Source organism: Microbacterium sp. (assembly GCF_047606385.1).
Classification (GTDB): domain Bacteria; phylum Actinomycetota; class Actinomycetes; order Actinomycetales; family Microbacteriaceae; genus Microbacterium.
The window spans coordinates 17,662-30,335 of record NZ_JASGEL010000118.1 but is presented as its reverse complement, the minus strand read 5'-3'; the positions used below and the strand labels follow the sequence as shown (position 1 = coordinate 30,335).

At 73.4% G+C, this 12,674-nt stretch carries 14 protein-coding genes and 2 rRNA genes; 11 read left to right on the top strand and 5 right to left on the bottom strand.

What is annotated here, in order from left to right; translation table 11 throughout:
- The 11 genes from QM626_RS11875 to xerD all read left to right on the top strand — a co-directional run.
- Window positions 1–251, top strand: a 23S ribosomal RNA gene (locus tag QM626_RS11875); the annotation flags it as partial.
- A gap of 101 nt (window positions 252–352) precedes the next feature.
- Window positions 353–469, top strand: a 5S ribosomal RNA gene (gene rrf / locus QM626_RS11870).
- A gap of 301 nt (window positions 470–770) precedes the next feature.
- Entirely contained in the window at window positions 771–1,472 is a 702-nt protein-coding gene (locus QM626_RS11865; protein ID WP_415077155.1) for a hypothetical protein, read from the top strand.
- Window positions 1,472–2,503, top strand: a complete 1,032-nt coding sequence (locus tag QM626_RS11860) for an HAD-IIA family hydrolase (protein WP_415077154.1) — start codon at window positions 1,472–1,474, stop codon at window positions 2,501–2,503. Before QM626_RS11865 ends, QM626_RS11860 begins: the two co-directional genes overlap by 1 nt.
- 24 nt (window positions 2,504–2,527) lie before the next feature.
- Entirely contained in the window at window positions 2,528–2,692 is a 165-nt protein-coding gene (locus QM626_RS11855) for a hypothetical protein (RefSeq protein ID WP_415077153.1), read from the top strand.
- Window positions 2,689–3,489 (top strand): TlyA family RNA methyltransferase, encoded by an 801-nt coding sequence (locus tag QM626_RS11850; protein ID WP_415077152.1) that lies wholly within the window; start codon window positions 2,689–2,691, stop codon window positions 3,487–3,489. The genes QM626_RS11855 and QM626_RS11850 overlap by 4 nt, the downstream gene beginning before the upstream one ends.
- Complete coding sequence (locus QM626_RS11845; RefSeq protein ID WP_415077151.1) at window positions 3,486–4,418, top strand: NAD kinase; 933 nt, start codon at window positions 3,486–3,488, stop codon at window positions 4,416–4,418. The genes QM626_RS11850 and QM626_RS11845 overlap by 4 nt, the downstream gene beginning before the upstream one ends.
- A complete protein-coding gene (gene recN / locus QM626_RS11840) occupies window positions 4,415–6,097 on the top strand; it encodes a DNA repair protein RecN (RefSeq protein WP_415077150.1) in 1,683 nt (560 codons plus the stop codon). The genes QM626_RS11845 and recN overlap by 4 nt, the downstream gene beginning before the upstream one ends.
- A 17-nt stretch (window positions 6,098–6,114) precedes the next feature.
- Window positions 6,115–7,815, top strand: a complete 1,701-nt coding sequence (locus tag QM626_RS11835; protein ID WP_415077157.1) for a CTP synthase — start codon at window positions 6,115–6,117, stop codon at window positions 7,813–7,815.
- A gap of 1 nt (window position 7,816) precedes the next feature.
- Window positions 7,817–8,386 (top strand): NUDIX domain-containing protein, encoded by a 570-nt coding sequence (locus QM626_RS11830; RefSeq protein ID WP_415077149.1) that lies wholly within the window; start codon window positions 7,817–7,819, stop codon window positions 8,384–8,386.
- 2 nt (window positions 8,387–8,388) lie between these two features.
- The gene (xerD, locus tag QM626_RS11825; RefSeq protein ID WP_415077148.1) at window positions 8,389–9,312 is read left to right on the top strand and encodes a site-specific tyrosine recombinase XerD; all 924 of its coding nucleotides are present in this window, start codon (window positions 8,389–8,391) and stop codon (window positions 9,310–9,312) included.
- A 34-nt stretch (window positions 9,313–9,346) separates the two neighbouring features.
- Here the strand turns inward: xerD and QM626_RS11820 are convergent, their stop codons facing one another.
- Genes QM626_RS11820 through QM626_RS11800 form a run of 5 tightly spaced genes read right to left on the bottom strand, consistent with a single transcriptional unit; the run spans window position 9,347 to window position 12,629 of the window.
- Window positions 9,347–9,925, bottom strand: a complete 579-nt coding sequence (locus tag QM626_RS11820) for a histidine phosphatase family protein (RefSeq protein ID WP_415077147.1) — start codon at window positions 9,923–9,925, stop codon at window positions 9,347–9,349.
- Window positions 9,926–9,944: 19 nt separating this feature from the next.
- Window positions 9,945–10,322 carry a fluoride efflux transporter CrcB gene (crcB, locus tag QM626_RS11815; RefSeq protein ID WP_415077146.1) on the bottom strand — a complete coding sequence of 126 codons (378 nt, stop codon included), beginning with the start codon at window positions 10,320–10,322 and terminating at the stop codon, window positions 9,945–9,947.
- Window positions 10,319–10,828: a fluoride efflux transporter FluC gene (locus tag QM626_RS11810; protein WP_415077145.1), complete on the bottom strand. Its 510-nt coding sequence runs from the start codon at window positions 10,826–10,828 to the stop codon at window positions 10,319–10,321. The genes crcB and QM626_RS11810 overlap by 4 nt, the downstream gene beginning before the upstream one ends.
- The gene (eno, locus tag QM626_RS11805) at window positions 10,825–12,102 is read right to left on the bottom strand and encodes a phosphopyruvate hydratase (RefSeq protein ID WP_415077144.1); all 1,278 of its coding nucleotides are present in this window, start codon (window positions 12,100–12,102) and stop codon (window positions 10,825–10,827) included. The genes QM626_RS11810 and eno overlap by 4 nt, the downstream gene beginning before the upstream one ends.
- Window positions 12,099–12,629: a universal stress protein gene (locus QM626_RS11800; RefSeq protein WP_415077143.1), complete on the bottom strand. Its 531-nt coding sequence runs from the start codon at window positions 12,627–12,629 to the stop codon at window positions 12,099–12,101. Before QM626_RS11800 ends, eno begins: the two co-directional genes overlap by 4 nt.
- Between the last annotated feature and the right edge of the window lie 45 nt (window positions 12,630–12,674).

Here is a 12,674-nt window from a genome sequence, read left to right as displayed (position 1 = left end):
GACCCTAGTACGAGAGGACCGGGTTGGACGAACCTCTGGTGTGTCAGTTGTTCCGCCAGGAGCACCGCTGATTAGCTACGTTCGGGATGGATAACCGCTGAAAGCATCTAAGCGGGAAGCCGGCCTCAAGATGAGACTTCCATGCCTACGGGCGAGAGGCTCCCAGCCAGACTACTGGGTTGATAGGCCGGATGTGGAAGCGTGGTAACACGTGCAGCTGACCGGTACTAATAAGCCGATGACTTGATAACACCCTCGTTTGAAGGGTTCGCGTCCACTGAGTGGTTCTCGATGTACGGTCGAGAACCGCATGACAAGACTTTTGTTGTGCAGACTGAAACATCAATAGTGTTTCGGCGGCCATAGCGAGAGGGAAACGCCCGGTCCCATTCCGAACCCGGAAGCTAAGCCTCTCAGCGCCGATGGTACTGCAGGGGGGACCCTGTGGGAGAGTAGGACACCGCCGGACTTCTTTCGTGAAATGGCCACCCAGTGCTGGGTGGCCATTTCTCGTTTACGGGATCGTAGAGGGAGTCGAGATGAGTGAGCGTTCCGAGGACGCCGGACGCCGTGACGATGACCGGCGGCCGCGCCGGGACGACGGCGGAGCAGCCAAGCGTCGCTCATCGCGTCCGCGGCCCGCGTCCGGATCCGGCCGTCCGGACATTCCGCGTCGCGGCGGCGCCGGCGCACGTCGTGACGGAGCGCCGGGAAGCGGTGAACGCCGCAGCTCGCGACCGCCGCAGGACTCCCGTGAGCGCGAGTCGCGGGTGGCGGAGCCGCCGCTGCCGGAGGACGTGACGGCGAGGGATCTGCATCCCGCCGCCCGCAACGAGCTGAAGACGCTCAGCAAGGAGAACGCCGAGAGCGTCGCGCGCCACCTCGCGATGGCGTCCCGGCTCATCGAGGACGACCCGACTGCGGCGCATGCGCACGCGCAGGCCGCGGTGCGCCGCGCCGGCCGGGTCGCCGTCGTCCGCGAGACGGCGGCGATCACCGCCTACGCGTTGGGCGACTACGCGCTCGCGCTGCGCGAGTTGCGCACGTACCGCCGGATCTCCGGGCGGGACGACCAGATCGCCCTCATCGTCGACAGCGAACGCGGCGTCGGCCGGCCGGAGCGGGCCCTCGAGGAGGGGCGGGCCGTCGATCGCGCCACGCTGCCGGTGCCCGCCCGCGTGCAGCTCGCGATCGCGCTGTCGGGTGCCAGGCTCGATCTCGGGCAACCCGACCGGGCGCTGCGCGAGCTCGACATCCCGGAGCTGGATCCGGACAACGCCTACGAGTGGAGCGCCGACCTGTTCGCGGCGCGCGCGACGGTGCTCGAGGAGCTGGGGCGGGACGAGGAGGCCGCCGAGTGGGCCCAGCGCGCCGCCGTCGCGGCCGAGGTGTGGGACGTCGCCCGCGGCGGGGACGAGGAGATCCTCGTCTTCGAGGAGGAGCTCCCCGACTCGGACGAGAGCACCGACTGATGGGGCTGTTCTCGAAGGACACGACCCCGCTCGCCGGCGTGGACACCGTGCTGGCGGACCTCGACGGCGTCGTCTACGCCGGCGCGGGCCCGCTGCCTCACGCGGTCGAGAGCCTGAATCGCGCCGCGGCCGACGGCCGCCGGCTCGGATACATCACCAACAACGCGTCGCGCACGGACGCGGCCGTCGCCGCGCATCTGCGCGAGCTCGGCCTGAGCGCCGCCGCCGAGGACGTCGTCACCAGTCCGCAGGCGGCGATGCGCCTGCTCGCGCAGCGCATTCCGGCCGGCGCCCGGGTGCTCGTGGTCGGCGGCGAGGGCCTCGTCGTGGAGGTCGAGAAGGCCGGGTTCACGGTCACCCGCAGCGCCGACGACGCGCCGGCCGCCGTGGTGCAGGGCTTCGCCCCCGAGGTGGGGTGGACGCAGCTCGCCGAGGCGGCATACGCGTTGGCGACCCCGGAGGCCGAGGGCGGCATCCCCTGGATCGCCACGAACACGGACTGGACCATCCCGCAGGCCCGCGGCATCGCGCCGGGCAACGGCACCCTGGTCTCCGCGGTGCACACGGCCGTCGGACGCCTCGCGACCGTGGCCGGCAAGCCGGAGGCGCCGATCTTCCACGAGGCGATCGCCCGGTTCGCCGCGGTGCATCCGCTGTTCATCGGCGACCGGCTGGACACCGACATCGCCGGCGCACAGGCCGCCGGCATCGACTCGGCTCTCGTGCTGACCGGCATCGACCGGCCCAAGCAGGTGCTGGCCGCGCCCGCGGGCGCCCGGCCGACCTACATCCTCACCGATCTGCGGGAGCTGTTCGAGCCGTATCCCGCGACACGCACCAAAGGCGGGGTCACCACGGTCGGGTCGGCATCCGTGCGCATCGACGCAAGTCCGGATATCCAGATCCTGTCCGTCGGCGACCGCGCCATCGACCTCCTGCGCGCGGGTGCCGCGGCCATCTGGGGCAGCGGCCGGCAGATCTTCGGCTTCCGCGTGCCGGAGCAGCTCTACGCCGACCCGTTCCGCGCCTGACGCCGACGCGCCTATCCTGGGGACATGAGCCCCGACGCCTCCGACGCCACTGCCGAGAACGCGGCGGACGGGCTGCTCCCGGCGATCGAGGTGATCGAGCAGCAGCCGCTCGCCGAGCGCGCCGGCGCGTACGCGGCCCTGCTGGAGGGCCTGTCCCGGAGGCTCGACGCCGCGCCGCCGTCGGCATGACGACGCGGCTGGACGCCGCCCTCGCCGAGCGGGGCCTCGCCCGGTCGCGCACGCACGCGGCGACCCTCATCGCCGAGGGGAGGGTCACGGTCGACGGGCGCCCCGTCGTCAAGCCCGCGGCGAAGGTGGCCGGCACGGCCGCGCTGGCCGTCGCCGGCGACGACCACTACGTCAGCCGCGCCGCGCACAAGCTGCTCGCCGGGCTCGACGCGTGGCCGATCCCCGTCGCCGGACGCCCGGCGCTGGACATGGGCGCCTCCACCGGCGGCTTCACCCAGGTGCTGCGTGAGCGCGGCGCCGATCCGGTGCTCGCGGTCGACGTCGGGCACGGCCAGCTCGCGGCGTCCCTCGCCGCGGATCCGGGCGTCATCGCGGTCGAGGGCTTCAACGTGCGGCACATGACCGCCGCGTCCCTCCGCGCGGCCACCGGCCGCGACGTCGCGCCCGAGGTGATCGTCGGCGACCTCTCGTTCATCTCCCTCACCCACGTGCTGCCCGCCGTCCGCGAGGTCGCGGCCGCCGGCGCGGACGTCGTGCTGCTGGTCAAACCCCAGTTCGAGGTCGGCCGCACGGCCGTGAAGGAGGGCCTGGTCACCGAGCCGCGGCTGCGTGCCGAGGCGGTCGAGCAGGTGCTGTGGGCGGCGTGGGATGTCGGGCTCGGCACCCGCGGCGTGCTGCGCTCACCGCTGGCCGGCACGCACGGCAACCGCGAATACGTCGTGTGGCTCGGCGAAACCTGTGGCACAGTTCCGACAGAATGGATGTCGAACGTGGGGGAGCTGACAGGAGACGGATGAGCGGCGCACAGCGACACATCCTCGTCGTCGCCCATGCCTGGCGGGAGGACACCGTCGAGGCGGCCCAGCGCGTCATCAGCGCACTGCAGGCCGCCGGTGCCGTTCCGGTGCTGCCGCCGGAGGACCGCGACGCGCTCGCCGAGTCCCTCCCCGAGAGCGCCGAGCTCCCCGCGCTCGGCAGCGACGTCGATCTGGCCGACATCGAGCTGGCCATCGTGCTGGGCGGCGACGGCACGATCCTGCGCGCCGCGGAGCTCGTGCGCGACGGCACGGCGCCGGTGCTCGGCATCAACATGGGACACGTCGGCTTCCTCGCCGAGAGCGAGCGCGACGACATGGACGAGGCGGTCGCCCGCGTCATCGCCCGCGACTACCGCGTCGAGGAGCGCCTCGCCCTCGCGGTCCGGGTGAAGGACGCCGCCGGCTGTGTCATCTACGAGACCTGGGCACTGAACGAGGCCACGGTCGAGAAGGCCAGCCGCGAACGGATGCTGGAGGTCGTCATCGAGATCGACGGCCGTCCGCTGTCGAGCTTCGGCTGCGACGGCGTCGTCGTGTCGACCCCGACCGGGTCCACCGCCTACAACTTCTCCGCGGGCGGTCCGGTGATCTGGCCGACCGTCGAGGCCATCGCGGTGGTGCCGCTGTCGGCGCACGCGCTGTTCGCCAAGCCGCTGGTCGTCGGTCCCGAGGCGGCGGTCGCGATCGAGGTGCTCGCGCGTACCGCCGGCACCGGCATCCTGTGGTGCGACGGTCGTCGTTCGCACGACCTCCCGCCGGGCGCGCGCGTCGTGGTGGGCCGGTCGACGACCCCGGTGCGGCTCGCCCGTCTGCATCCACCCGCGTTCACGGAGCGGCTCGTGCAGAAGTTCCACCTGCCGGTCGCGGGCTGGCGCGGCCCCGACACCCCGCGGCCGGTCGTTCCGTGATCGAGCAGATGCGCTTGCGCGACCTGGGCGTCATCGCCGAGGCCACGCTGCCGATGGGCCCGGGCTTCACCGCCATCACGGGCGAGACCGGGGCCGGGAAGACCATGGTCGTCGCCGGACTCGGCCTGCTGCTCGGGCAGCGGGCCGACTCCGGCGCGGTGCGGGCAGGGGCCGCGCAGGCCGTCGTGGACGGCGTGTGGATCGTGCCGGAGCGCGGCGCGGTCGCCGACCGGGTGCTCGAGGCCGGCGGCGAGCTGGAGCCGGCCGGCGACGGCACGGCCGAGCTGTTCCTGGGGCGCACGCTGACGGCCGAGGGACGCAGCCGCGCCACGGTCGGCGGCCGCTCCGCCCCCGCGGGCGTGCTCGCCGACCTCGCCGACCAGCTCGTCGTCGTGCACGGACAGTCGGACCAGCTGCGGCTGCGCTCCGCGGCGGCCCAGCGCGACGCGCTCGACCGCTTCGCCGGGGCGCCGGTCCAGGGCGCTCTCGCCGCCTACCAGGCCGCCTACGACACGGCGCGTACGGTCGCGCGCGAGCTCGACGCGCTCGTGCGCGACCGCGACGCCCGCGCCCGCGAGGCGAGCGATCTGCGTGAGCAGCTCGCGGCGATCGAGGCCGCCGACCCTCAGCCGGGCGAGGACGCAGAGCTCGCGGCGCGCGCAGATCGGCTCGCGAACGCCGAGGCGCTGCGCCTCGCCGCCGCGACCGCGCACGCCGCGCTGTCGAGCGAGGAGGACGCCCCGGACGTCATGGGCCTGCTCGCCGAGGCCCGCCGCGCCCTCGAGCGCAGCGGCGACCCGGAGCTCGCCGACCTCGGCACGCAGGCGGAGGAGCTCGGCTACCGGGCCGCGGAGCTCGCGGCGTCCGTCGCCGGATACCTCGCCGACCTCGACGAGACGGGCCCCCACGAGCTCGCCGCGGTCGAGGAGCGCCGGGCGGTGATCGCCGCCCTGGTGCGTGCGCACGGGGCGCTCGACGCCGCGCTCGACCTCGGCCGCGACGGCTCGCTGCGGCTGGCCGAGCTCGAGGACGACGACGCCCGCGTCGAACGGCTGACCGAGGATCGGGATGTCGCGGCGGGCGCCCTCGACGAGGCGGCCGCGGCGCTGACCGCGGTCCGTACCGCCGCGGCCGCACGGCTGGCGTCCGCCGTCACGGCGGAGCTGCACGCCCTCGCCCTGCCCGACGCCCGGGTCGAGGTCGCGGTCACGCCCACGACGGAGTCGGCCGCAGGACGCGACGAGATCGCGATCCTGCTGGCCCCGCATCCCGGCGCCGACCCGCGGCCGGTCGCCCGCACCGCCTCCGGCGGAGAGCTCAGCCGCGTCATGCTGGCGATCGAGGTCGTCATCGCGGGCACCGATCCGGTGCCCACCTTCGTCTTCGACGAGGTGGACGCCGGCATCGGGGGAGCGGCCGCCATCGAGGTGGGCCGGCGGCTGGCCCGTCTCGCCCGCAGCGCCCAGGTCATCGCGGTCACCCACCTCGCCCAGGTCGCCGCCTTCGCCGACAACCACCTCACCGTCGTCAAGCAGAGCGACGGCACCGTGACGGCCTCGAGCGTGCAGGCCCTGACCGGGCCGCCGCGGGAGGCCGAGATGGCCCGCCTGCTGTCCGGGCTGCCGGACTCGGCCGCCGCCCTCGAGCACGCCCGAGAACTGCTCGCCCTCGCGCACTGATAGATTGGAAGCCCGTGATGCACTCTCCCGGATCAGGTACCCACGGCAGCATTCCCGACGACACCACGCGCCACATCTTCGTGACCGGCGGTGTCGTCTCCTCGTTGGGGAAGGGCTTGACCGCGGCGAGCCTGGGCAACCTCCTCACCGCCCGCGGGCTGCGCGTGGTGATGCAGAAGCTCGACCCGTACCTGAACGTCGACCCGGGGACGATGAACCCGTTCCAGCACGGCGAGGTGTTCGTCACCGACGACGGCGCCGAGACCGACCTCGACATCGGCCACTACGAGCGCTTCCTCGACATCGAGCTGAGCCAGGCCGCGAACGTCACCACCGGGCAGATCTACTCGCAGGTCATCGCCCGGGAACGCCGCGGCGAGTACCTCGGCGACACCGTGCAGGTCATCCCGCACATCACCGACGAGATCAAGCGACGCATGCGGCTGCAGTCGGGCGAGTCGCCCAAGCCGGACGTCATCATCACCGAGATCGGCGGCACCGTCGGCGACATCGAGTCGCAGCCGTTCATCGAGTCGGCGCGGCAGATCCGCCACGAGCTCGGCCGTGACAACGTCTTCTTCGTGCACGTGTCGCTCGTGCCGTTCATGGGCGCCTCCGGCGAGCAGAAGACCAAGCCCACCCAGCACTCGGTCGCCGCGCTGCGCTCCATCGGCATCCAGCCCGACGCCCTCGTGCTGCGCAGCGACCGGCCCGTCACCGACTCGAACAAGCGCAAGATCGCGCTCATGTGCGACGTGGACGAGCGCGCGGTCGTCAACGCCGTCGACGTGCCGAGCATCTACGACATCCCGACGATGCTGCACGAGCAGGGACTGGACGACTACATCGTGCGGACGCTGCGCCTGCAGAAGGCGGCGGACGTCGACTGGTCGCGCTGGCAGCGGGTGCTCAGCGCGGTGCACAACCCGAAGCACGAGGTCACGATCGGCCTGGTCGGCAAGTACATCGACCTGCCCGATGCGTACCTCTCGGTCACCGAAGCGCTGAAGGCCGGCGGGTTCGCGCAGGAGACGCACGTGAACATCCGGTGGATCCCGTCGGACTCCTGCGAGACGCCCGAGGGTGCCGCCGCGGCGCTGGCGGAGCTCGACGGCATCGTCGTGCCGGGCGGCTTCGGCATCCGCGGCATCGAGGGCAAGCTCGGAGCGCTGCGCTTCGCCCGTGAGCAGGGCATCCCGACGCTCGGCCTGTGTCTGGGGCTGCAGTGCATGGTCGTGGAGTACGCGCGCGACGTCGCGGGCCTGCCCGGCGCCTCCTCCAGCGAGTTCGACCCGGACACGGAGTTCCCGGTCATCGCCACGATGGCCGAGCAGGTCGACATCATCGACCACGGCGATCTCGGCGGCACGATGCGGCTGGGCCTCTACCCCGCGCGGCTGGACGCCGGGTCGCTGGCCGCCGAGATGTACGGCGCCGAGCTGATCAGCGAGCGCCATCGTCACCGGTACGAGGTCAACAACGCGTATCGCGACCGCCTCGCCACCGCCGGCCTCGTGTTCTCGGGACTGTCGCCCGACCGCAACCTGGTCGAGTTCGTGGAGCTGCCCCGCGACGTGCACCCGTTCTACATCGCCACCCAGGCCCACCCCGAGCTGCGGTCGCGGCCGACGGCCGCGCACCCGCTGTTCCGGGGCCTGGTCGGGGCGGCGCTCGTGCGCCACCGCGCGAGCGAGCTGTTCGACGACGAGAACGAGTGAGATGACCGAGCTGCGGGACGAGCCGGTCTCGTACGAGGTGACCGGCAGCGACCTCGTCTACCGGGGGCGGGTCTGGGACGTGCGCAGCGACACCGTCCGCTACGGCGACCGCGAGATCGTCCGGCAGTACGTGGCGCATCCCGGCGCGGCGGCGATCGTCGCGCTCGACGAGACCGGGCGGGTGCTGCTGATCCAGCAGTACCGGCATCCGATCCGCCATCGCGACTGGGAGGTGCCCGCCGGGCTCCTCGACGTGGCCGGCGAGCCGCCGCTGGAGACCGCCAAGCGCGAGCTCGCGGAGGAGGCCGACCTGCGTGCGGGACGCTGGGAGCCGCTCGTGCGCATCTTCACCACGCCGGGCGGCAACGACGAGATCGTGCACCTGTTCCTGGCGCGTGACCTGGTCCCGGCGGGGGAGGCCTTCGCCCGCGAGGACGAGGAGGCCGACATCCGGCTGGAGTGGGTCCCGCTGGCGGACGCCGTCGACGCCGTGCTCGCCGGACGCATGCGCAACGGCATCCTCGCCGCCGGGGTGCTGGCCGCGGCCGAACGGCTCCGGCGCGAGGGCTGAGCGTGCGCGTCGATCGGGCGATGGACGCCTACCTGCGCCACATCACGATCGAGCGGGGCCTGGCCGATCACACCGTCGCGGCCTACCGGCGCGACCTCGCCGGCTACGTCTCCTGGCTGGCGGAGCATGGCGTGGACGATGCCGCAGGCGTCACCGCCGAGCTCGTCGCCGAGTTCGTCGCCGAGCGGGCGGGCGCCGACCCCGCCCCCGCGGCGTCCAGCCTCGCCCGGCTGCAGTCGTCGGTGCGGGGCCTGCACCGCTTCCTGGTGGGCGAGGGCCTCCTGGTGTCCGACCCGACCGCGAAGCTGCGACCGCCGAAGCTGCCCCGGCGGCTGCCGAAGGCCCTCACGATCGATCAGGTCGAGCGGCTGCTGGACGCCGCGGGACCGGCGCCCGGCACCGATACCGTCGCCGACGTCGCCGGGCTGCGCGACCGGGCGCTGCTCGAGCTGCTGTACGCCACCGGCGCCCGGGTGAGCGAGGTCGTGCAGCTCGACGTCGACGACCTCGCCCACGGCGACGTGCTGCGCGTGCGCGGCAAGGGGTCGAAGGAGCGCATCGTGCCCGTCGGCTCCTACGCGCGCGCCGCCGTCGACGCGTATCTCGCCCGGGCGCGGCCGGCACTGGCCGTTCTCGGCCGGGGGACGCCCCGGCTGTTCCTGGGGCTGCGGGGCGCGCCGCTGTCGCGGCAGAGCGCGTGGGCCGTGATGCAGCAGGCGGCGGATGCCGCCGGGCTCACCGCGCACGTGTCGCCGCACACCCTGCGGCACTCCTTCGCCACCCATCTGCTGCAGGGCGGCGCCGATGTGCGCGTCGTGCAGGAGCTGCTGGGCCACGCATCGGTCGCGACCACGCAGATCTACACGCACGTCAGCGTCGACTCGCTGCGCGACATCTACGCCGGAGCGCACCCCCGCGCCCGGTGACGCCGCGAAACCGGGCGTCTGCCCTGCCTCGCGGTCACGAGGACGAGCCGGCGGTGTCGTCGAACGACACGAGGCGCCAGACGCCCGCCTCCCGCGCGATCTCGGCCCAGGAGCCGGTGTCGACGACGGCGTCCACACACGGCCGGATGCGGGCGAGCACCGGCCGGATGACCGCGTCATGCGTGACCACGGCGACGGGTGCGGCGTCGGCGGCGTCCGCGAGCGCGTCCAGCCCGCGCAGGGCGCGCTCCAGGACGTCCGCCTCCGGTTCCACGCCCGGGGCCGCGTCGATCCCGCCCCATCGCGCCACCACGTCCGCCTTCACCTGTCCGGTCCACGGCCCGTAGTCACGGTCGTCGAACGCCGCGTCCACGCGGTGCGGCACCGCGCTGGCCGCCGCGATGATCTGCGCGGTGCGCACCGCCCGCTGCAGCGGGCTGGAGACCGCCTCGCCGAGCCCGACCCCGCTCAGCGCCGCTGCCGTCGCCTCGGCCTGCGCGATCCCGACGTCGTCGAGCGGCGGATCCGCGCGCCCGCGCAGCCTGCCCTCCGCGTTCAGCGCCGTCCGACCGTGCCGGACCAGCAGGATGCGACGCTCCTCGTGCGTGCCCATCGTCGTCCCTCCTCCGTGCTCATATCGATGCGCCCAGCCACAGCCCGGCACCGGCGAGCGCCGTCGTGGCGACCAGCACGCCGATCCCGTTGACCGCGCCGACCAGCGTCTTGCCCTCCTGCAGCAGCCGGACGGTCTCGAAGCTCGCGGTCGAGAACGTCGTGTAGCCGCCGAGGAAGCCGGTGCCCGCGATCAGCCGCCAGTCGTCGGGCAGCGTGCCGGCCATCGTCAGGCCGGTGAGCAGCCCCAGGACGAGGGAGCCGCTGAGATTGATGACGATCGTTCCCAGGGGCAGGCTGCCTCTGGTGCGGGCGCGGATGACGCCGTCGAGCATCAGCCGGCACACGGCGCCGAGGCCCCCGGCGAGGGCGAGAGCCAGGAACCCGAGCGCGGTCATCGGTCCGCCCTCCGGCTCGCCCGGTGGGTGGCCGCGGCGAGCGCGATGCCTGCCCACGTCGCCGCCGCGCCGACGAGCACGGTCGCCAGGCCGTAGAGGATCCCGGCGAGCGCGGAGCCGGAGCCGATGAGACGGGCGGCATCGGCGGCGAGGGCGCTGTAGGTGGTGAAGCCGCCCATGACGCCCGTGCCCAGCAGCAGCCGCAGCATCCGCCGGGTGCCCTCGTCGGGGCCGCGCCGCACGAGCGCGTCCAGGAGGAACCCGAGCAGGAAGGCTCCTGCCACGTTGATGCCGAGGATGACGAAGGGGATGCCGTCGGCCGGCGGGAACGCGAGGCTCAGCGCCTCCCGTGCGGCCGTGCCGAGGGCTCCGCCCGCGAAGACGACCGCGATGTAGGCGGGCCGCAGATGGACGGGGCGGGGCGCGCCGGCGCTCTGCGCGACCTCGACGTCGGGATCGATCGGAAGCACGGGGATCTCGTCGCTCCGGGGCGTCGGCTCGGTCATGCGAGGCCGTAGGGCAGAGCGGGGTGGTCGATCTCGATCTCGGTGAGCCGGTTGTACTTCGCGACGCGCTCACCGCGTGCCGGGGCTCCCGACTTGAGCTGGCCCACGCCGGAGCCGACGACGAGATCGGCGATGAACGTGTCGGCGGTCTCACCGGAACGGTGTGAGACCATGCACGCCATCCCCGCCTCGCGCGCGGCGCGGATGGCGTCGAAGGTCTGGGAGACGGTGCCGATCTGGTTCGGCTTGATCAGCACGGCGTCCGTGTAGCCGTGCGCGGCGCCGTCCCGGATGCGCGCCGGGTCGGTGACGTACAGATCGTCGCCGACAAGCTGCACCCGGCCGAGCAGCGCCGCGGCCTGCGTGGCCCACCCGTGCGGGTCGTCCTCGGCGAAGCCGTCCTCGACGCTGCGGATCGGATAGTGCTCGATCAGGTCCCGGTAGTAGCCGGTCAGGCCCTCGTCGTCGAGCTCGCGTCCGTCGATGCGGTAGCGCCCGCTCCCCAGGTGGAATCCGTTCGCCGCCGGGTCGAGGGCGATGGCCACGCGGTCGACGCCGGGCGTGTGACCGGCGGCCTCGATCGCGGTCAGGAGCAGGTCGAGGGCGACGCGCGGGTCGGAGATCGGCGGGGCGAAGCCGCCCTCGTCGCCCAGCCCCGCGGTCCCGTACCGCTCGCGCACGACGGCGGCCAGCGCGTGGTACACCTCCGCGCCGACCTGGACGGCGTGCTCCTCGGTGCCCGCGTCGACCGGAGCGATCATGAACTCCTGGAAGTCCAGGCCGTTCACCGCGTGCGCGCCGCCGTTGAGGACGTTGAAGTGCGGGACCGGGAGGCGCTCGGCGGTTCCCAGCCGACCGGCGATCCACGCGTGCAGCTCCGCGCCGGCCGCATGCGCGAAACCGCGCGCCGCGGCGATCGAGACCGCCACGACGGCGTTCGCCCCCAGCCGCGAATAGCCCGGCGTCCCGCCGAGCGCGCCCAGCGCCGCGTCGAGCTCGTCGATCGACTCCCACACGCGCCCGGTGACGAGCGCGGCGATCTCGCCGTCGACGTTCCGGACCGCGCGACGAACCCCGCGACCACCGTATTCGGGGCCGTGGTCGCGCACCTCGACGGCCTCGTGCTCGCCGGTCGAGGCCCCGGCCGGGGCCGCGGCCACGAGCCGGGCGCCGTCGCCGAGGACGGCGGTCACCTCCACGGTCGGGTAGCCCCGGGAGTCCAGGATGCCGCGAGCCCGCAGCGCGGTGACCTCCAGGGGCGTTCGAGCGGTCATCGTTCCTCCTCCGCGTCCCAGGGAAGCGTCTCGTGCGGACCGACCGGGTCGAGGGGCACGACCACCACCGGCCGATGCTGGCCGTGAGCGAGCTGGACGGCGACCGATCCGTTGAAGAACTCGTGGAACGATCCGCGGAAGCCCCGGTCCCTGGTGCCGACGACGATCATCGCCGCGTCGAGCTCCTCGGCGAGCCGGGACAGCTCCCGCGCGGGGCCCCCGGCGAGCGCGCGGACCGACCAGGCGAGACCGCGTGCATCCAGCACGCCGGAGATCTCCGCCCGCAGCACGGGGTCGAAGGTCTCGACCTCCTCGTCCGCCAGATCGGGATCGATGCCCATGGCGATCACCGTGCCGTCGGGGTCCTCGTCGACGGGGTACCGGGCCGCATCCACGAAGGCGCAGACCACCTCCGCGTCGAACCGCTCGGCGAACCGGGCCGCGGTCGTGACGACGGCCGCGGGCTGGCCGGGAGCGACACCGACGACGATGCGGCTCCTGCCGCGGGTCTCGGGAATCTGATCCATCCGCGTCTCCTACCTCCGGGCGCGCTCGCGCCGATCGGTAGGGAC

Excerpts from the sequence above, each read along its gene's own strand:
- QM626_RS11860 (WP_415077154.1), top strand. The coding sequence starts at position 1,472 with ATGGGGCTGTTCTCGAAGGACACGACCCCGCTCGCCGGCGTGGACACC.
- QM626_RS11855 (WP_415077153.1), top strand. The coding sequence starts at position 2,528 with ATGAGCCCCGACGCCTCCGACGCCACTGCCGAGAACGCGGCGGACGGG.
- QM626_RS11850 (WP_415077152.1), top strand. The coding sequence starts at position 2,689 with ATGACGACGCGGCTGGACGCCGCCCTCGCCGAGCGGGGCCTCGCCCGG.
- QM626_RS11845 (WP_415077151.1), top strand. The coding sequence starts at position 3,486 with ATGAGCGGCGCACAGCGACACATCCTCGTCGTCGCCCATGCCTGGCGG.
- QM626_RS11835 (WP_415077157.1), top strand. The coding sequence starts at position 6,115 with ATGCACTCTCCCGGATCAGGTACCCACGGCAGCATTCCCGACGACACC.
- QM626_RS11830 (WP_415077149.1), top strand. The coding sequence starts at position 7,817 with ATGACCGAGCTGCGGGACGAGCCGGTCTCGTACGAGGTGACCGGCAGC.
- QM626_RS11820 (WP_415077147.1), bottom strand. The coding sequence starts at position 9,925 with ATGGGCACGCACGAGGAGCGTCGCATCCTGCTGGTCCGGCACGGTCGG.
- crcB (WP_415077146.1), bottom strand. The coding sequence starts at position 10,322 with ATGACCGCGCTCGGGTTCCTGGCTCTCGCCCTCGCCGGGGGCCTCGGC.
- QM626_RS11810 (WP_415077145.1), bottom strand. The coding sequence starts at position 10,828 with ATGACCGAGCCGACGCCCCGGAGCGACGAGATCCCCGTGCTTCCGATC.
- eno (WP_415077144.1), bottom strand. The coding sequence starts at position 12,102 with ATGACCGCTCGAACGCCCCTGGAGGTCACCGCGCTGCGGGCTCGCGGC.
- QM626_RS11800 (WP_415077143.1), bottom strand. The coding sequence starts at position 12,629 with ATGGATCAGATTCCCGAGACCCGCGGCAGGAGCCGCATCGTCGTCGGT.